Genomic DNA, 18,516 nt, shown 5'->3' on the forward strand with positions numbered 1-18,516 from the left:
GCTTTGGATAACGCCGATACACGGGCGCAATCGCTGTATACGGAAATATATAGCGATATGCCGCCAAGTGGCGAGGGAATAAATCCGCTCGCCGCGTAGATTCAATGACGGTTGAGTTTCGCCAATGCGCCCTCGGCGAGTTGCCGGGTCAGTTCAGCGCTGCCGATATCCTTGCCCAACGTCAGCGCCTGACCGGCCCACAGATTGGCAAAATCGGCGTCATCCTTGGCCCGCAGCGGCATCAGCGCACCGCCGGCCAACGGGAAGGCTGGCGCTTGCGCTGACATCGGGCCGAGTTCACGCATCGCCCGATTGACAATGCCCCGCGCCGGACGTCCGGTGAAAATGTTGGTGATGGCGGTCTGGCTTTCCTTGGCGGTGCGCAGGGCCTTGTGGTGCGAGGCGCTGACCTTCGCCTCCGGGGTAAACAGAAACGCCGTGCCGACTTGCACCGCCGAGGCTCCGAGCATCAACGCGGCTGCAACGCCTCGGGCATCGCTAATCGCACCCGCCGCAATCACCGGCACTTTCACCGCGTCGACCACCTGCGGCACCAGTGCAAAGGTGCCGACCTGGCTGCTCAGATCATCGCTGAGAAACATCCCGCGATGCCCGCCCGCCTCATAACCCATGGCGATGATCGCATCGCAGCCGTGTTGCTCCAGCCAGATCGCTTCTTCGACCGTGGTGGCAGACGAAAGGATTTTCGCCCCGGTTGCCTTGACCCGATCGAGCAGATTTTTCTCCGGCAGCCCGAAATGAAAACTCACCACTTCGGGGCGGAATTCTTCGAGCACGGCACACGCAGTCTCGTCGAAAGGAGCACGGTTGGACACCGGCGTCGGCGCCTCAAAATCGGCACCGAGTTCGCGGTAGTAAGGTTCGAGCAGATTTTTCCAGTCCCGGGCTCGCTGCTCATCAGGCGCCGGTGGCTGATGGCAGAAGAAATTGACGTTGAACGGCTTGGTGGTGTGCTGGCGAATCGTCTTCAGTTCTTCGCGCAGTTGCTCGATGCTCAGCATCGCTGCCGGCATTGAACCGAGGCCGCCGGCATTGCATACGGCAATCACCATCGAAGAATTGGTCGCACCGGCCATCGGGCCTTGGATGATCGGCAGTTCGATACCGAGAAGATCAAGGATACGGGTGTCTGGCCACTGGCTCATAAAGCAATTCTCCGAACGATGAAACGGGCAGGGACGGCAAGCGGTTTTAGCAGCAAAACCGGCTGCGGGGCCAGTCTGAAATTCTGAACATTACGTGCAGTTTTTCAGCGTCGGTGCGGGTGGCTTAGCGAAAGTCGAGTGTGGCAATGTGTTGCGATGTGTTATTTCAGGGCACGCTTTCTTCCCATTATTTTCGAGGGGCCGTCATGTTCAATGCCATTCTGATCGACAAAGACGACAGCGGTTATCGCGCCAATCTGCAGCAAATCGATGAGCAGCAACTGCCCGAAGGCAACGTCAGCGTGAGCGTCGCGTACAGCACCCTGAATTTCAAAGACGGCCTGGCGATCACCGGCAGCAGCCCGGTGGTACGCAAGTTTCCCATGGTGCCGGGGATCGATCTGACGGGGACTGTAGAGTCGAGTTCGCATGCCGATTTCAAGCCGGGCGATCAGGTGCTGCTCAACGGTTGGGGCGTCGGTGAAAGCCACTGGGGCGGACTGGCGCAAAAGGCCCGGCTCAATGGTGACTGGCTTATTCAGTTGCCCGAAGCTTTCACGCCGGCGCAAGCCATGGCCATCGGCACCGCAGGCTACACGGCAATGCTGTGCATTCTGGCGCTGGAGCGCCATGGCCTGACACCGGATCACGGCGAAGTGCTGGTCACCGGCGCCAATGGCGGGGTCGGCAGCTTTGCCATCGCCTTGCTCAGCAATTTGGGCTATCGGGTGGTGGCGTCCACGGGGCGGGTGTCCGAGCATGAATACCTGCAGCAATTGGGTGCTGCCGAAATCATCGATCGAGCCACCTTGTCCGAACCGGGCAAGCCGTTGGCGAAAGAGCGCTGGGCGGCGGTGGTCGATTCGGTCGGTAGTCATACGCTGGCGAATGCTTGCGCCAGCACACGCTCGGAAGGCGTGGTCGCGGCATGCGGGTTGGCGCAAGGCATGGATTTCCCGGCCTCGGTAGCACCGTTCATTCTGCGCGGCGTAACGCTGGCCGGGATCAACAGCGTGACCCAGCCCAAGGCGCGCCGTATCGAGGCCTGGGGCCGACTGGCCAAGGATCTGGATTTCTCGTTATTGCAATTGATCAGTCGCGAAATCAGCTTGAGCGAAGCCCTTGAGGCCGCGCCCAGACTACTCGCCGGGCAACTGCGGGGCAGGGTGGTGGTCGACGTCAATCGTTGAGTTCGCGCTCAAGCAGTTGGCGTTTGCGCTCGACGCCCCAGCGGTAGCCGGAAAGATTGCCGTCACTGCGCACCACGCGGTGGCAGGGAATCGCCACCGCCAAACGGTTGGCCCCGCAAGCCTGGGCCACCGCACGCATCGAAGTCGGCGCGCCGATGCGTTGCGCGATCTCGGCGTAACTGGCCGTGCTGCCTGGCGGGATCTCGCGCAGCGCCTGCCAGACGCGCTCCTGAAACGCTGTGCCGCGTATATCCAGCGGCAAGTTCAGGCCCGTCGCGGGCGCTTCGACAAAGCCGACGACGCTGGCGATCAACTGTTCAAATTCGCGGTCGGCGCCGATCAGGTTGGCCTTGCGAAACTGATCCTGCAGGTTGCAGACCAGCTGATGCGGATCGTCGCCGAGCAGAATCGCGCAGATCCCACGTTCGCTTTGCGCCACCAGAATCGCCCCCAGCGAGCATTGGCCAACGGCAAAGCGAATGTCGTTGTTCTGCCCGGCAGCGCGATAGTCGGTGGGCTTCATGCCCAGCAGTTGATCGGCTGATTCGTAAAAGCGGCTGTTGGAATTGAAGCCAGCGTCATACAGCGCGTCGGTCACCGAGCCGCCGTCCGCCAGGCGCGCACGCAGTTTGCGTGAGCGATGCGCCGTGGCGTAAGCCTTGGGCGTCAGGCCGGTCGCGGCTTTGAATACTCGATGAAAATGGAAAGGGCTAAGGCCGGCGCTGGCGGCGAGGCTGTCGAGCGCGGGCAATGTCTCGCACGCTTCGATTTGCCGGCATGCCGCTGCGATGATCGCCGCGTGCTGCGCATCATTCTGGTCCTTGCTGGCGCGTTTGCTCGGCCGGTATCCGGCAGCTTCGGCCAGTTCGGCGGTGTCGAAAAACTCGACGTTCTGCGGTTTCGGCAGGCGCGCCAGACTGCTCGGTCTGCAGTAGATGCCAGTGGTTTTGACCGCATAGACAAATTGCCCGTCGGCACGCGGATCGCGCGCCACCACAGCGGCCCAGCGGGGATCGTGTTCAATGCTGATTGTCTTCGAAAGCTTGTCCATGAGAGGGGATCCGTTGACCTGTTTGAGTCAGGTTAACCAGCATCGTAACCCGCAACACTCCGCGCCTTGCGGTCAAACTTTCATTGATCGCCAGCAACGCGGAAGGTGATGTTGATGCGCCGTTCGCCCAAGAGCGGGTGATGGCCAGGTTTGATTGGCAGCACGCCGTGATAGCGCAGGCGGTCCACGCCGCCCCAGACCACCATGTCGCCATGCAACAGCGGAATGCGCTGGGTTTTATCGCTGCGTTCGAAGCCGCCGAACAGAAACATTGCCGGCAAACCTAGCGACAGCGAAACGATGGGCGCGGCATAACCTTTTTCGTCTTTGTCCTGATGCAGCGACATCTTGGCGCCGGGGACGTACTGGTTGATCAGGCAGGAGTCGGCCTGAAAATCCGGGAAACCGGCGCGCTCAGCCGCTTGGTGTGCCAGTTCGGCAAACACCGCCGGCATCGACGGCCACGGCAAGCCGCTGAGTGGATCGACGCTGGAATAACGGTAACCGCTGCGATCGGTGATCCAGCCCAGCTGTCCGCAACTGCTGGTGCCGACCGACATGCTGAAACCGCCGGGCGTGACCATGTTGCGTAGCGGGGCGGCGGCAAGAATGGCGTCGAGCCCGTTCAGCAGTTGCTCGACCTGCGGCAAGGCGAACCCGCGCAGCACCCACGATTGTTCGCCGATCTGCTCGGCGCGGGCTTGCTGTACGGGTTCGTTGTCGGCGAACAGGTCAAACGTGGTCGGTTGCATGGTGTTGGTTACAGCGCTTTGCTGACCTTGATGTCACTGAGCTCTTCGTCAGCGTGCATTTTCTTCAGCGCCGCCTTCGCTTCCTCGTCAGTGCCGGTTTCCAGTTCAGCGAATTCGAAACGCTGTTCACCGTCCAGTTTGTACTTGATCACGTATTTGGTTTTTTGCGCCACGGTCATGTTTCCCTTTCAGAATAGGCTGCGCGTCTCAGCTCAGTTTAGTGCTGGAGCGACGGATGATCTTGATCGAGTGGGTCAGCGTCGGCTTGCGCGTCACGCTGATTGCGCGGCGGTTGACGGTGTCGATGGTGATGTTCCAGAAGCCGGTGCTCGGTGCGGTGATGCGTGCCGGGAACGTGTCGAACGCGCCGCCGTGGTAGGTGTGACGGCCGCCGTTTTTGAAGCTGCGGAAGTTGGCGTCGTTCATCAAACGGATGTTGCACATCTGCGAGCATTGAATGACGACGATGTCGTCTTCGTTGAGGTGCTCGCGCTGGTGAATGAATTTCATGGGCGCCTCCAGAAGGGCTTTTTCTACTAAATCAAAACGATAGCTTGTCGATGGGCGCAGTTTATCAGCCCGCACGGGTTATTATCTGGCCGTCGGGCGTTGCTTTGACAAATTTTGAACAGAACTTCGCCATGGCGGGCGGGTTAAATGCACAAGGCCCCGGAGAAAAGCGGCATTTGTGCTGTCGGACGGTCTTTAACGGAGGATTTATATGAAGTGGGGTGTGGTGTGTGTGCCGTTGATTCTGGCGATGGCCGGTTGTGCAAATGTTTCCGAAATCAATGAAACGCTGCCAACCATGAGCGTGATCTCCGGCAAAAAGCCCCAGGAGTATGCGCAGTGTCTGACCGACAAGCTCGCTGACAGTCGTGGTGCGTTGCAAGTCCAGCCGCAGAAAGACGGTGTACGAGTCATCGTTCCCGGCAAACTTTCGTCAGGCCCGGCAGCCGTGTTTGATATCGAAGATCGCGCCGGCGGCAGCAGCATCAAGCTGCATGAGCGCATGTCCAACGTGCCGGTTCGCCCTCGCGATGTACAGAAAGCTGCGAACGCCTGTATTTCCGGCTGATAGACTATCGAACATCAGCACCCGATGCCGTCACAGTCCTGCTGTGGCGGCATTGTCATTTATGGAGTCGCAATGAAGCGAGAGCACGTGCGGGAGCGCCACGCAGAGGGCCTTATCTCTGCCACTCATGTCATCCAGAACCCGGCGAATCCGGGTGAATGGATCGTGTTTTTCAAGAAGAGTGCAGGGCGCAGCTACTTTTTGGTGGATGACAATGACGAGGTCGAGTCCTTCAATCGGCTCGACGACCTGATCGAGGTCGTCCGTGGCCTCGGGATCAAATTCGCCGAAATCCACATGTAAGGCTTACTTGCAGACGACCACGACGTTGCGCGTCTTGTAGTTGCCAACGTCAACGCCCAGGGTTTTGTCATCTTCCTTGGGCGCCGGTGTGCCATCAGTGCCGACGATGCGATAGCCGGTGCCGGCGCAGGAGGCATCGGCCTTTTCGTAGCACATGGCCCATGAGTTGGCTTCGCCGGAACAGTCGATGCTCAGACCCTGTTCGCCATTGTTCAGATAGGTGGGCTGCGAAGTGGCACAGCCGCTCAGTACCAATACCGCGAAAAGCGGCTGCAGTTTGTTCAGGTTCATGGTTGCGAGGTCTTCAAGTGGGGGACTGGTTGCTCTGACAGCGCCGCGATGAAAAGGTTATAGCGATTGGCCACTTGTTTGCCAACAAAGCACAAAAAAGCCCTGCATGCTGGCAGGGCTTGGCGCAAGTGCTAAAAGGATCAGTCCTGATCTTTGCCTCGGCGCTTGGAAGAAGCAGGCGTATCAGTGAACACCGAGGCCACATCTGTCGCCATCTGCTCGCTGTCGAAAGGCCCGGCGATATGTTCGCCATTGGTAGTGGTCAGCGTCCACTTGCCGTCTTTCTTGTCGATCACATACCCGTTGATGATTTTTACCGCAGCCATCTAGTCTGTCTCATTCGCTGGTTCAAAGGCGCCATGATAGCGGCAAATGCTCGCAATGGGGGCTGATAAGCGTATGGTGATCATGTTTGCCCGGATCTTGAGCTACGCTGACTCCGCCGCTGAAATACCCGGATGGAACTATCCGCGCGAATATTTCTCTATGTTGGCATCGGTTAGCCAGCGCGGGGCATTGTAAGGCGCACGCCGCCTGATTAGACTGCCCCGAAACTCGTACACACAGCCTTTTCAAGGACTTATATGATCAAGAAATGCTTGTTTCCAGCAGCCGGTTACGGCACTCGCTTCCTCCCAGCGACCAAAGCCATGCCTAAAGAAATGCTGCCGGTGGTAAACAAGCCACTGATCCAGTACGGCGTTGAAGAAGCACTGGACGCGGGCCTGACTGAGATTTCCATCGTCACCGGCCGTGGCAAGCGTGCTCTGGAAGACCACTTCGACATCAGTTACGAGCTGGAAAACCAGATCAAGGGCACCGACAAGGAAAAATACCTGGTCGGTATCCGCAAGCTGTTGGACGAGTGCTCGTTCTCCTACACCCGTCAGACCGAAATGAAAGGTCTGGGCCACGCGATCCTGACTGGCCGCCCGCTGATCGGTGACGAACCGTTCGCCGTGGTTCTGGCGGACGACCTGTGCGTGAACATCGATGGCGACGGCGTGCTGACCCAGATGGTCAAGCTGTACAAGCAGTTCCGTTGCTCGATCGTCGCCATTCAGGAAGTCGATCCGCAGGAAACCAACAAGTACGGTGTCATCGCTGGCGAAATGATCCGCGACGACATCTACCGCGTGCACAGCATGGTCGAGAAGCCAAAGCCGGAAGACGCGCCGTCGAACCTGGCGATCATCGGTCGTTACATCCTGACCCCGGACATCTTCGACCTGATCGAACAGACCGAGCCAGGCAAGGGCGGCGAAATCCAGATCACCGACGCCCTGATGAAGCAGGCCCAGAACGGCTGCGTCATGGCCTACAAGTTCAAGGGCAAGCGTTTCGACTGCGGTGGTGCTGAAGGCTACATCGACGCGACCAACTTCTGCTTCGAAAACTTCTACAAGACTGGCAAAGCTTACTAATAGCATCTGCCTCGTCTGCAAAAGAAAGCCACCTTCGGGTGGCTTTTTCATTTTCCGCCCTTATATGGATGGCAGTGCTTGCCCAATGAATGGCTGCGGGTATGCTGATGGCCTGCCGAGGAGATAGAAATGGCCTACGATTTTGACCTTTATGTGATTGGTGCCGGTTCCGGCGGTGTGCGGGCTGCGCGGTTTGCCGCAGGCTTCGGGGCGAAAGTGGCGGTGGCCGAAAGCCGTTACCTGGGCGGCACCTGCGTCAACGTCGGCTGCGTGCCGAAAAAGCTGCTGGTCTACGGCGCGCACTTTGCCGAGGACTTCGAGCAGGCGTCCGGTTTCGGCTGGAACCTGGGCGAAGCCAACTTCGACTGGGCCACGCTGATCGCCAACAAGGATCGCGAGATCAATCGCCTTAACGGCATTTATCGCAATCTGCTGGTCAACAGCGGCGTGACCCTGCACGAGGCGCACGCGAAAATCGTCGGGCCGCACGAGGTCGAGGTTAATGGCGAGCGCTTCACCGCAAAGCACATTCTGATCGCCACCGGCGGCTGGCCGCAGATCCCTGAAATTCCGGGGCATGAGCATGCGATCGGTTCGAATGAAGCGTTCTTCCTCAAAGAGCTGCCCAAGCGTGTGCTGGTGGTCGGCGGCGGTTATATTGCCGTCGAGTTCGCCGGAATTTTCCATGGCCTCGGCGCCAACACCACGCTGCTGTATCGCGGCGATCTGTTCCTGCGCGGCTTCGACGGTGCGGTGCGCAAGCATCTGCAAGAGGAGTTGACCAAGCGTGGCCTCGATCTGCAATTCAATGCCGACATTGCGCGCATCGACAAGCAGGCCGACGGTAGCTTGAAGGCGACGCTCAAGGATGGTCGCGTACTCGAAGCCGATTGCGTGTTCTACGCCACCGGCCGGCGTCCGATGCTGGACAATCTGGGCCTGGAAAACACCGATGTTCAGCTCGACGACAAGGGCTTCATCAAGGTCGACGACGAGTATCAAACCACCGAGCCGTCGATTCTGGCGCTGGGCGACGTCATTGGTCGCGTGCAACTGACCCCGGTCGCTCTGGCCGAAGGTATGGCCGTGGCGCGGCGTCTGTTCAAGCCGGAGCAATACCGTCCGGTGGACTACAAGATGATTCCGACCGCCGTGTTCAGCCTGCCGAACATCGGTACGGTCGGTTTGAGCGAAGAAGAAGCGCGCGAATGCGGCCACGAGGTGGTTATTTTCGAGAGCCGCTTCCGGCCGATGAAGCTGACCCTGACTGACTGTCAGGAGAAAACCCTGATGAAGTTGGTGGTCGACGCCAAAACCGACAGGGTGCTTGGCTGCCACATGGTCGGCCCGGACGCTGGCGAGATCGTGCAAGGTCTGGCGATCGCCTTGAAGGCTGGCGCAACCAAGCGCGACTTCGACGACACCATCGGGGTGCACCCGACGGCCGCCGAAGAGTTCGTCACCATGCGTACGCCGGTCAGCGCTTAAGCGTCTGTCGCTTTGGCCGAGTCTGGCGCTGCCGCAACGGCAGACGCCAGACGCTGGCTGTCTTCAAGGCTTGCCTGAACCTTGAGCAATTCCTTCTCCAGTGACTGATTGAGCTGCGTCTGCTCGTCGACGCTCTGTTTGAGCGCCTGGCTTTCCAGTGCCGCCACGCGCAGACGTTCCTGGAGGAGGGTGCGCTCGCTGTCCATGCGCGTGGCCTGCTCGAGCAACTGATCCTGACGCTGATTGCTGTGCTTGAGCTGATCCTGCACCAGGTTCAGCTCGCGCTGGGTACCACGGTTTTCGGTGAGCAGGCGTTCATTGTCACGGTGCAACTGTGTGATCTCATCCTGCCGCACCAACGCGCTCTGCTGGGCTTGACGCAATTCTGCCTGTATCTGCTGAAGTTGCCCTTCATGGCGGGCCTGCTCCTGCTCGCGCTGTTCCTTGGTTGCGTTTCGGTAATGCTCAAGCGCATCGCGGGCGTGCAGGTGTTTTTCTTCCAGTGAGCGGATCTGTTCGTCCTTGTCCTGCAAGCGCAATTCAAAGTCGGCCAATGCCTGGTTGAGGCCGGCGTTGCGCGTCTGTTCGGTTTGCAGCATCGAGCGGGTGTTGCTCAGCGCCTCGGATTCGCGTTGCAGTGCGGCGCCTTGAATGTCGTGATCGTGCTCGAGTTTTTCCAGCGCCTGGCGAACCTGTTTCAGCTCGGTTTCCAGTGCTTCGCGTTGCTCCTCGAACTGTTCGCGGGCTTGCTCAATGGGCTCCTGCGCCTGTTCTTTCAGACGCTGGGCGAGTCGAGAGACGAGGGCGGTGAGCTCATCATCGATCGGTTCTGCCGACGCCTCATTCGGCTGGGCACCGTCGTCCAGTTCTTTCAGATAGCGATGGATCGTGGTTTTCGAGCCGGTGTTGCCCATTTCAATGCGTACTGCATCGATGCTTGGGTGTTCGCCACGGGCGAGGATCGCTGTGCGTGCGATTTGCACCAATGCTTTGGTAATGCCGCCACGGGCCATGTGAACTCCTACGTTTACGTACTGTGGTACATGCCACTTAAGTACGCAGTGTACCATGCTGAAAATATAGGTAAATCTTTGAGATAAAACAGGCGGGATATACTGGTATTACCCAATGTCAGGGGGCAAAATGCGCACCTGCATGCCTGAACCCGTACGCCAGCGAGAAAACTGCCCATGAGCGACATTGATCGATATCTGCAAGCCGCCACCCGGGACAACACTCGCCGCAGCTATCGCATGGCCATCGAGCACTTCGAGGTGACGTGGGGCGGATTTCTGCCGGCTACTGCCGACAGCGTTGCGCGCTATCTGGTGGCGCACGCTGGCGTGCTGTCGATCAACACGCTGAAGCTGCGTCTGTCGGCGCTGGCGCAGTGGCACAACAGTCAGGGGTTTGCCGATCCCACCAAGGCGCCAGTGGTGCGCAAGGTGTTCAAGGGCATTCGTGCTTTGCACCCGGCGCAGGAAAAACAGGCTGAGCCGCTGCAATTGCAGGATCTGCAGCGCGTGATCGATTGGCTTGAGCAGGAGGTGCAGACGGCCCGGGAAGAACAGGACCGCCCGACTTTGCTCAAGGCGTATCGGGATCGCGCGCTGATTCTGTTGGGCTTCTGGCGCGGCTTTCGCAGCGACGAGTTGTGCCGCTTGCAGATCGAGCATGTGCAGGCGAGTGCTGGCAAAGGAATCACTTTGTATTTGCCGCGCAGCAAGGGCGACCGGGAAAACCTCGGGCAGACTTATCAGGCCCCGGCGCTGCTGAAGCTGTGCCCGGTGCAGGCCTATATCGATTGGATTACAGAGGCTGCGCTGGTGCGCGGCGCGGTGTTCCGCAGCATTGATCGCTGGGGCAATCTGAGCGAGGAGGGCCTGCACGCCAACAGCATCATTCCGCTTCTGCGCCAGGCGTTGCAGCGCGCCGGGATTGCCGCCGCCAACTACACCAGCCATTCACTGCGGCGTGGCTTTGCCACATGGGCGCATCAAAGCGGCTGGGACCTGAAATCGTTGATGAGTTATGTTGGCTGGAAGGACATGAAATCCGCCATGCGCTATGTTGAGGTCAGCCCATTCCAGGGAATGGCTCGGATTATGGATAAGCCGGATCAGCCGTAGAGATCGTTTTCTTCTATTAATACAGTCAGCTAATAGCGAAAACAAATCAGCAGTATCAGGTTTGCCAATGAGTCTTCCGTCGAGTGAGTGGGTAGGATTCACCCATCAACTTCATAACCCCTGACGGAGAGTCATCGATGCCTATCATCAACAGCCAAGTAAAACCGTTCAAAGCTACCGCGTTCAAAAACGGCGACTTCGTTCAAGTCTCGGATGCTGACTTGAAAGGCAAGTGGTCCGTAGTGTTCTTCTACCCAGCCGACTTCACCTTCGTGTGCCCAACCGAGCTGGAAGACCTGGCTGACAACTACGCTGAGTTCAAGAAGCTGGGCGTGGAAATCTACAGCGTTTCGACCGACACCCACTTTGCTCACGCTGCCTGGCACAACACTTCGCCAGCCATCGGCAAAATCGAATACACCATGATCGGCGACCCTACCCACGTCATCTCCCGCAACTTCGACGTGCTGATCGAAGAAGCTGGTCTGGCTGACCGTGGCACCTTCGTGATCAACCCTGAAGGCCAGATCAAAATCGTTGAACTGAACGATGGCGGCGTTGGCCGTGACGCTTCCGAGCTGCTGCGCAAGATCAAGGCTGCTCAGTACGTCGCTGCACACCCAGGCGAAGTTTGCCCGGCCAAGTGGAAAGAAGGCGAGGCCACTCTGGCTCCGTCGCTGGACCTGGTCGGCAAGATCTAAGTCTGTGACATGCAACGCAGGGCGGCACGCCGCACCTTCTTAAGTTAGCTGCACCGCCCAATAAAAATGCCCGGGCGAGATTCGCTCGGGCTTTTTTTCGCCTCAAATAAAGGAAATCGCCCGTATGTTGGACGCCAATCTTAAAGCCCAGTTGAAATCGTACCTGGAACGGGTCACCCAACCGATCGAGATCGTTGCATCCCTCGACGACGGTGCGAAATCCCGTGAAATGCTGGACCTGCTGAAAGACGTTGCCAGTCTTTCGAGCCTAATTACCCTGATCGACAGCGGTGACGATGCCCGCAAGCCATCGTTCTCGATCAATCGCCCTGGAGCCGACATCAGTCTGCGTTTCGCCGGCATTCCAATGGGCCACGAATTCACCTCGCTGGTGTTGGCTCTGCTGCAAGTCGGTGGCCACCCGTCGAAGGCCAGCGTTGAAGTGATCGAGCAGATCCGCTCGCTCAAAGGCGAGTTCAGCTTCGAGACTTACTTCTCGCTGTCTTGCCAGAATTGCCCGGACGTCGTTCAGGCGCTGAACCTGATGGCCGTGCTCAACCCGAACATCCGCCACGTCGCCATTGACGGCGCGCTGTTCCAGGACGAAGTCAACGATCGCAAGATCATGGCTGTGCCGAGCATCTACCTCAATGGCGAAAACTTCGGCCAGGGCCGCATGGGCCTGGAGGAAATCCTTGCCAAACTCGACACCGGCGCGATTGAGCGTCAGGCCGAGAAGATCAGCGCCAAAGAAGCCTTTGACGTGCTGGTCGTCGGCGGTGGCCCGGCGGGTGCTTCGGCCGCTATCTACGCCGCACGTAAAGGCATCCGCACCGGTGTCGCGGCTGAGCGCTTCGGCGGTCAGGTGCTGGATACCATGGCCATCGAGAACTTCATTTCCGTGCAGGAAACCGAAGGGCCGAAACTGGCCACGGCGCTGGAAGAACACGTCAAGCAGTACGACGTCGACATCATGAATCTGCAACGCGCTGACAAGCTGATCCCGGGCAAGAATGGCGAGCTGCATGAAGTCCACTTCGCCAGCGGTGCAACCCTGAAAGCCAGGAGCGTGATTCTCGCGACCGGCGCACGCTGGCGCGAAATGAACGTTCCGGGCGAGCAGGAATACCGCAACAAAGGCGTGGCGTACTGCCCGCACTGCGACGGCCCGCTGTTCAAGGGCAAGCGCGTAGCGGTGATCGGCGGCGGTAACTCCGGCGTTGAAGCGGCGATCGATCTGGCGGGTATCGTGGCGCACGTAACGCTGCTGGAATTCGACGTGCAACTGCGTGCCGACGCCGTGCTGCAACGCAAGCTGCACAGCCTGTCGAACGTTACCGTGATCACCAGTGCGCAAACCACTGAAGTCACCGGCAATGGCGAGAAGGTCAACGGCCTGCGCTACAAGGACCGCACTACCGATGAACTGCGCACGGTTGAGCTGGAAGGCATTTTCGTGCAAATCGGTCTGCTGCCGAACACCGATTGGCTGAAGGGCACCATCGAGCTGTCGCCGCGTGGCGAGATCATTGTCGATAATCGTGGCGAGACTTCCATTGCGGGGATCTTTGCAGCGGGTGACGTGACGACTGTGCCGTACAAGCAGATCGTGATTGCAGTGGGCGAGGGCGCCAAGGCTTCGCTGAGTGCGTTCGATCACCTGATCCGGACTTCGGCCCCGGCGTAACTGCCAGGTCGAAAACGAAAAAACCCATGAGCGATCATGGGTTTTTTATTGCGCGTGGAAAGCCAACCCTCACCCCAGCCCTCTCCCGAGGGAGAGGGCTGGGGTGAGGTGTCTGAAGTCATCCATCGACCTGAGAGAGCCGGTCGATCATGGATTCACCGCCAATCGTTCAAGTCGGCGTAATTCTCCAACATCCCGCAATCAGTCCCCTCTCCTTCTGGGAGAGGGCTAGGGTGAGGGGCTTTCAGCTTTTACAGCGGCGCAGGCTGAATGATCTCGACCCAGTAGCCATCCGGGTCCTTGATGAACGCCAGGCTCTTCATCCGGCCGTCGGTCAGGCGCTTCTGGAAATCGCAACCCAGCTCTTCAAAGCGTGCACACGCTGCGACGATGTCCGGCACCGAAATGCAGATGTGACCAAAGCCACGCGGATCGGTGTTGCCATTGTGATAGGCGAAGTCGGCATCGTTTTCGGTACCGTGGTTGTGGGTCAATTCGAGAATGCCTGGAATCGATTTCATCCATTCGGTACGCGCAGCAGCATCGGCCGGGATCTGCGCTTTATCGACCAGCGCAAGGAAGTACAGGCTGAATTCGGCTTCCGGAAAATCACGCTTCTCGACCAGCGAGAAACCCAGGACGCGGGTGTAGAAATCCAGCGACTTGGTGATGTCCTTCACGCGCAGCATGGTGTGGTTGAACACGAAGTTGCGGGTTGCGCTGTCTGGCGTGGCTGTCACACCGGGGAAAGTGTTCAGTTCGTTGAGGCTCATGGGCCCTCCAATAACAATGGGCGAGTGAATGGGCGCAATGATACGCATGCCGGCCGGCATCGCCAAATGCAAGGCGGGCTTGCCCTGCGCGAGGGCGGGGCTCAGACTTTGCTCTCTACCTTCGAGTGCGTCCGGCAATGATCCGACTGTTCAAATCCGTGTTTGTTTTTTTTGCTTTGTCATTGGCCGTGGTTTTCCCGGCCATGGCCGAACCGAGCATCACCTGGCCGGCGGGCTGGAAGGTTGAAATGTTGCCGGATACCGCGCCGCCAGTCTCGCGGCAAAGGGCGGTGAAGCTCGATGCCGACGGCAATCAGGTGATGGTGATGGAGTTGACCATGACGCAAGTGGAGGCGGGGCATCAGGTCAATTTGCAAGGCGTGTTGCTGGAGATGCGCAAGTCCATCCAGAAGGATTTCTTCCGCAGTGGTTATCAGAGCGTCTGCAACCGAATCCATCCGGCTGCGCTCGGATCATTGACCGGGCTGGAGACGACCTGCACGATCACCGAGAACGGCCGGCACGTATTATCACAAACGCTGGTGGCTGCCGTGGAAACAGACAAGGCTTATGTACTTTCATATGCCGGTCAGGCTGAGGTTTATAAGGCGAGCGCCGACGACATAGAGGCGGCACGTAACAGCCTGAAATTATAAACGTCCGTACTAACTCGCGGTGTTTTGAATGCCGGAAAGGATTAAGCACAAAGTTTGATTCATCGTTTGCAGCAACATCGCGCAGCAAAATGTTTAGCGTGATGACTCAGTAACGTTACACAATTTTCCAACTTGTTCGATGAAAATCATTTCATTTGTTAGATATTGTCAATAAAAAAGCCCTGCATCGCGCAGGGCTTTTTGTTGGCGTCAGATTAACCGCGCAACCATGAATCCACGGTGGCCGCACCGTACTGTTCTTTCCAGGCTTTCAGGCCGCGATGGTTGCCGCCCTTGGTTTCGATCAGCTCGCCAGTGTGCGGGTTCTGGTAAACCTTGACGACGCGGGCGCGGCGGGTCTTCGGCGCTGGGGCGGCCTGCAGACCGGACTTCGCCGGGTTCGGGTCGAGGATGGCGATGATGTCTTTCAGGCCTTTGCCATAGGTTTTCATCAGTCCCTGGAGCTTTTCTTCGAATTCGATTTCTTTCTTGAGCCCGGCGTCATTCTTCAGTGACTCCAGCTGTTTGAGCTGTTCCTGAAGGGCCTTTTCAGCTGCGCGAAATTCAGCGAGTCTGGACAATATCTTTACTCCAATAGTGTGTTTGGCTGATACCAACCGCAAACAAAGCTATAAGCCAAGAGCCTGGAAGCGACTCGGTGATACTTGGCTCACCTGTCAGTCTGGCTCAGGTTGAAAAAATTGTAGTAGTTAATGCGACAAGAGTAAATCCTGATGTTGTCGCCATGTAACAACAATGACTTTTTGTATCAATTTGGTGCGGTTGTTGGACGGGCTATGCTAATGAGTTAACGATCACTTAATGCGCTGATGAAATCTGCTGCCGGCATCGGTTTGGCAAACAAATAACCTTGCATGAAATCCACCTGATGCTCCGTCAGGTAATCGGCTTGGGCCTGTGTCTCGACACCTTCGGCAACAATGGCCAGATCCAGCTTTGTCGACAGTTCAATGATGGAGTCGAGAATATGCCGTGATAGCGCATCGATGCCGATCATGGCGACAAAGCTCTGATCGATCTTGAGAAAGTCGACCTTGAAGGCGCGCAAGTAGCCGAGGCTTGAGTGGCCTGTACCAAAATCGTCGATCGCGATTTTCACTCCAAGTGCGTGCAATTGCTCAAACAGTTGCAGGGTCATGTCGTTCGGTTCGATCAGCTCGCGCTCCGTCAATTCCAGCACCAGCTCGACGCTGCCGGGCGCAAACGCCGCCAGGAGGTCGCGACAGTCTTCGACCAGTTCCAGATCCTTGCAATGGCTGGCAGTGATGTTGATGCCGATATGGAAAGGTTTGGCGACGGCCGCAGAATGCGGTCCCAGCAGGGCGGCAGTCTGTTGCATCAGCGCGCGGGTCATCGGCACGATCAAGCCTGAATGCTCGGCAAATGGAATGAACAGATCCGGGCGTACGAGGCCCTCTTTCGGGTGATTCCAGCGCATCAGCACTTCAGCGCCGGACCACTGCTTGCTGTCACCGTTAACCACCGGCTGGAAATAAGGAATGAATTCCCCGGCCTCGAGTGCGCGAAGCATTTCGTGACTGGGCGAGTTCGAGCGTTTCTGCACGACATGGCCGATGGCGCCCGAGATCACGCCGAAAAATATCAGCAGGCTGAACAACGGCGGATAATTGGCCGCCATGTAACGCCAGGTCTCTCCCTCGGGAAAACCCGCCGACACGTTGAAACCGTATCGTTCGGATTCGAGCATGCTGTGCGCGACCGGCAAAGCGGGCAGGGGCCCTTGATGCACTCTGCCGTCGGCGGACAGCCAGTTATCGCCCACTTGCAACATCAGTAATGTCTGGCGGCCGATCAGGCGCAGGATGTTGCTCAGGTGATAACCATCAAGCGTGGTCAGCGCGCCGCCACGACCGTCGCTGAGGCGGTAGATCAACAATGCCGTGTCGGGAGTGACGGGATTGCCGTTCATCAACCACAGTTTGCCTTGATGATAGTCCCCGGCATTGACCGCTTCCTTGAACTGCCCGAACAGTGAGCTGCAGTAGAGCGTGTTGTCCCAGACCAGATTGGTCGAGCGCACGAAGGGGCGGCGGGTCACTTGTTCGCGCAGGGCCAGTTTCACGTCTTCGCAATTTTTCCCGGCCAGAGGCAGCAGAACCCGGGCGGCTTCTGCCGTGTTGTCGAGCATCAGATCGAACTGTTGCAACGCTTGTTCGGCCGTTTCCCCGGCACTTTGCTCCAGCGTTCGTTTTGCCTGCATATAAAGAATCCCACTGCCCAGCACGATTGGCAGCAGACCGGTGAGCAAAGTCACGGCGATTCGGGTGCTGCGTTTGCGGCGGGATCGGTGGGTCAGTGGCATGGACACATCCTGTGGTTTAAAAATCCGACCCGATAAACAATTGAGCCAGAGAGGAGAATAGATGGCAGATGGCGCTTGCGCCGTAGGTAAAAAAGCGGATTTTATACAGAGGGCAGACAGGCCTGGTTACGCTGTGTAGAATCGGGTTACGCATACAATAATAATCGTCTTCTGGCAGCAGAAGCCTCGCCCGCAAGAGCCTTGGGTCGACAATGAAGATATTCGGGTTTCAACTGATCTACGGAGACTTCCTCGCGCGCAGCGTGCGTGGCATCTCCTGCGCGCCGCCCTCCACATCACTTTCCTGACAAATAACCCTGGTTAATTGATAAGAAATGATGAGGCGTCACCATGGCAGATTTATACGAAAACCCAATGGGCCTGATGGGCTTTGAATTCATCGAGTTCGCAGCGCCGACCCCTGGCACACTGGAGCCGATCTTCGAGATTATGGGCTTCACCAAAGTCGCGACCCACCGTTCCAAGAACGTGCACCTCTACCGTCAGGGCGCGATCAACCTGATCCTCAATAACGAACCCAACAGCGTCGCCTCGTACTTCGCCGCCGAACACGGCCCGTCCGTTTGCGGCATGGCGTTTCGCGTGAAGGATTCGCAGAAGGCCTACTCGCGCGCGCTGGAGCTCGGCGCCCAGCCGATTCACATCGAGACCGGTCCGATGGAGCTGAACCTGCCGGCAATCAAGGGTATTGGCGGTGCGCCGCTGTACCTGATCGACCGTTTCGGTGAAGGCAGCTCGATCTACGACATCGACTTCGTGTTCATCGAAGGTGTTGATCGCAACCCGGTTGGCGCTGGCCTGAAGATCATCGACCACCTGACCCACAACGTCTATCGCGGTCGCATGGCCTATTGGGCGAACTTCTACGAGAAGCTGTTCAACTTCCGTGAAATCCGTTACTTCGACATCAAAGGCGAGTACACCGGCCTGACCTCGAAGGCCATGACCGCACCGGATGGCATGATCCGCATTCCGCTCAACGAAGAGTCGTCCAAGGGCGCCGGGCAGATCGAAGAGTTCCTGATGCAGTTCAACGGCGAGGGCATCCAGCACGTTGCGTTCCTCACCGACGACCTGATCAAGACCTGGGATCAACTGAAGAAAATCGGCATGCGCTTCATGACCGCGCCGCCGGATACCTACTACGAAATGCTCGAAGGTCGCCTGCCGAATCACGGCGAGCCGGTCGATCAGCTGCAATCGCGCGGCATCCTGCTCGATGGCGCATCGGAGCAGGGCGACAAGCGTCTGCTGCTGCAGATTTTCTCGGAAACCCTGATGGGGCCGGTGTTCTTCGAATTCATCCAGCGCAAGGGCGACGATGGCTTCGGCGAGGGCAACTTCAAGGCCCTGTTCGAATCGATCGAGCGTGACCAGGTGCGTCGTGGTGTGTTGACCACCGAGTAATCTGAAATGAAAAAATCCCGGCCTGCAGAAATGCAGGGCCGGGATTTTTTTGCTT

General features: G+C 58.1%; 21 protein-coding genes. 10 read left to right on the forward strand and 11 right to left on the reverse strand.

Annotation, left to right across the window (positions count from 1 at the left end; translation table 11 throughout):
* Positions 1-101 precede the first annotated feature (101 nt).
* Positions 102-1,166 carry an NAD(P)H-dependent flavin oxidoreductase gene (locus AB4N48_RS09670; RefSeq protein ID WP_256810028.1) on the reverse strand — a complete coding sequence of 355 codons (1,065 nt, stop codon included), beginning with the start codon at positions 1,164-1,166 and terminating at the stop codon, positions 102-104.
* Between the two features lie 206 nt (positions 1,167-1,372).
* Here AB4N48_RS09670 and acuI point away from each other — a divergent pair, with 206 nt between their 5' ends.
* A complete protein-coding gene (gene acuI, locus AB4N48_RS09675; protein ID WP_460095270.1) occupies positions 1,373-2,356 on the forward strand; it encodes an acrylyl-CoA reductase (NADPH) in 984 nt (327 codons plus the stop codon).
* Here the strand turns inward: acuI and ada are convergent.
* The 4 genes from ada to AB4N48_RS09695 all read right to left on the reverse strand — a co-directional run bounded on the left by ada (position 2,346) and on the right by AB4N48_RS09695 (position 4,669).
* A complete protein-coding gene (ada, locus tag AB4N48_RS09680; RefSeq protein WP_236169085.1) occupies positions 2,346-3,407 on the reverse strand; it encodes a bifunctional DNA-binding transcriptional regulator/O6-methylguanine-DNA methyltransferase Ada in 1,062 nt (353 codons plus the stop codon). The genes acuI and ada overlap by 11 nt on opposite strands.
* 80 nt (positions 3,408-3,487) lie before the next feature.
* Positions 3,488-4,159 carry a DNA oxidative demethylase AlkB gene (gene alkB / locus AB4N48_RS09685; protein WP_460095272.1) on the reverse strand — a complete coding sequence of 224 codons (672 nt, stop codon included), beginning with the start codon at positions 4,157-4,159 and terminating at the stop codon, positions 3,488-3,490.
* 8 nt (positions 4,160-4,167) lie between these two features.
* On the reverse strand, positions 4,168-4,338 hold the full coding sequence (locus AB4N48_RS09690; protein ID WP_016774926.1) for a hypothetical protein: 171 nt from the start codon (positions 4,336-4,338) through the stop codon (positions 4,168-4,170).
* A gap of 28 nt (positions 4,339-4,366) precedes the next feature.
* Positions 4,367-4,669: a DUF1883 domain-containing protein gene (locus AB4N48_RS09695; protein ID WP_007912251.1), complete on the reverse strand. Its 303-nt coding sequence runs from the start codon at positions 4,667-4,669 to the stop codon at positions 4,367-4,369.
* Positions 4,670-4,880: 211 nt separating this feature from the next.
* Here AB4N48_RS09695 and AB4N48_RS09700 point away from each other — a divergent pair, with 211 nt between their 5' ends.
* Together AB4N48_RS09700 and AB4N48_RS09705 are read left to right on the forward strand one after the other, a co-directional pair.
* Positions 4,881-5,237: a hypothetical protein gene (locus AB4N48_RS09700; protein ID WP_016774925.1), complete on the forward strand. Its 357-nt coding sequence runs from the start codon at positions 4,881-4,883 to the stop codon at positions 5,235-5,237.
* Between the two features lie 72 nt (positions 5,238-5,309).
* On the forward strand, positions 5,310-5,540 hold the full coding sequence (locus tag AB4N48_RS09705) for a hypothetical protein (protein WP_016774924.1): 231 nt from the start codon (positions 5,310-5,312) through the stop codon (positions 5,538-5,540).
* Positions 5,541-5,543: 3 nt separating this feature from the next.
* Here AB4N48_RS09705 and AB4N48_RS09710 read toward each other — a convergent pair whose 3' ends face one another.
* Entirely contained in the window at positions 5,544-5,831 is a 288-nt protein-coding gene (locus AB4N48_RS09710) for a hypothetical protein (protein WP_016774923.1), read from the reverse strand.
* Positions 5,832-5,971: 140 nt separating this feature from the next.
* On the reverse strand, positions 5,972-6,157 hold the full coding sequence (locus AB4N48_RS09715) for a hypothetical protein (protein ID WP_016774922.1): 186 nt from the start codon (positions 6,155-6,157) through the stop codon (positions 5,972-5,974).
* Positions 6,158-6,415: 258 nt separating this feature from the next.
* On the opposite strand from AB4N48_RS09715, the gene galU reads away from it, so the two are divergent.
* Both galU and gorA read left to right on the forward strand, forming a co-directional pair.
* Entirely contained in the window at positions 6,416-7,255 is an 840-nt protein-coding gene (gene galU / locus AB4N48_RS09720) for a UTP--glucose-1-phosphate uridylyltransferase GalU (RefSeq protein ID WP_024013124.1), read from the forward strand.
* Between the two features lie 129 nt (positions 7,256-7,384).
* A complete protein-coding gene (gene gorA / locus AB4N48_RS09725; protein ID WP_056789635.1) occupies positions 7,385-8,743 on the forward strand; it encodes a glutathione-disulfide reductase in 1,359 nt (452 codons plus the stop codon).
* Here the strand turns inward: gorA and AB4N48_RS09730 are convergent.
* Positions 8,740-9,756, reverse strand: coding sequence for a DNA-binding protein (locus AB4N48_RS09730; protein WP_460095274.1), 1,017 nt, complete (start codon positions 9,754-9,756; stop codon positions 8,740-8,742). The genes gorA and AB4N48_RS09730 overlap by 4 nt on opposite strands.
* Positions 9,757-9,933: 177 nt before the next feature.
* Between AB4N48_RS09730 and AB4N48_RS09735 the strand changes: the two genes are divergently transcribed.
* From AB4N48_RS09735 to ahpF, 3 genes are all read left to right on the forward strand, one after another.
* Positions 9,934-10,872 (forward strand): site-specific integrase, encoded by a 939-nt coding sequence (locus AB4N48_RS09735; RefSeq protein ID WP_056789641.1) that lies wholly within the window; start codon positions 9,934-9,936, stop codon positions 10,870-10,872.
* Between the two features lie 137 nt (positions 10,873-11,009).
* Positions 11,010-11,573, forward strand: coding sequence for an alkyl hydroperoxide reductase subunit C (gene ahpC / locus AB4N48_RS09740; RefSeq protein WP_016774916.1), 564 nt, complete (start codon positions 11,010-11,012; stop codon positions 11,571-11,573).
* A 124-nt stretch (positions 11,574-11,697) separates the two neighbouring features.
* On the forward strand, positions 11,698-13,260 hold the full coding sequence (gene ahpF / locus AB4N48_RS09745) for an alkyl hydroperoxide reductase subunit F (RefSeq protein WP_252886301.1): 1,563 nt from the start codon (positions 11,698-11,700) through the stop codon (positions 13,258-13,260).
* A 251-nt stretch (positions 13,261-13,511) separates the two neighbouring features.
* Here the strand turns inward: ahpF and gloA are convergent, their stop codons facing one another.
* Positions 13,512-14,033 (reverse strand): lactoylglutathione lyase, encoded by a 522-nt coding sequence (gene gloA / locus AB4N48_RS09750; RefSeq protein WP_039762746.1) that lies wholly within the window; start codon positions 14,031-14,033, stop codon positions 13,512-13,514.
* 137 nt (positions 14,034-14,170) lie between these two features.
* On the opposite strand from gloA, the gene AB4N48_RS09755 reads away from it, so the two are divergent.
* Complete coding sequence (locus tag AB4N48_RS09755; protein ID WP_236169079.1) at positions 14,171-14,689, forward strand: DUF4946 domain-containing protein; 519 nt, start codon at positions 14,171-14,173, stop codon at positions 14,687-14,689.
* 215 nt (positions 14,690-14,904) lie between these two features.
* On the opposite strand, the gene AB4N48_RS09760 is transcribed toward AB4N48_RS09755, so the two are convergent.
* Positions 14,905-15,270, reverse strand: coding sequence for a histone-like nucleoid-structuring protein, MvaT/MvaU family (locus AB4N48_RS09760; protein WP_041480175.1), 366 nt, complete (start codon positions 15,268-15,270; stop codon positions 14,905-14,907).
* 227 nt (positions 15,271-15,497) lie between these two features.
* Positions 15,498-17,033, reverse strand: coding sequence for an EAL domain-containing protein (locus AB4N48_RS09765; protein WP_460095276.1), 1,536 nt, complete (start codon positions 17,031-17,033; stop codon positions 15,498-15,500).
* Positions 17,034-17,384: 351 nt separating this feature from the next.
* Here AB4N48_RS09765 and hppD point away from each other — a divergent pair, with 351 nt between their 5' ends.
* Positions 17,385-18,461: a 4-hydroxyphenylpyruvate dioxygenase gene (gene hppD / locus AB4N48_RS09770; protein WP_016774910.1), complete on the forward strand. Its 1,077-nt coding sequence runs from the start codon at positions 17,385-17,387 to the stop codon at positions 18,459-18,461.
* The last annotated feature ends 55 nt before the right edge of the window (positions 18,462-18,516 follow it).

Source organism: Pseudomonas sp. S2_C11, from assembly GCF_054668395.1.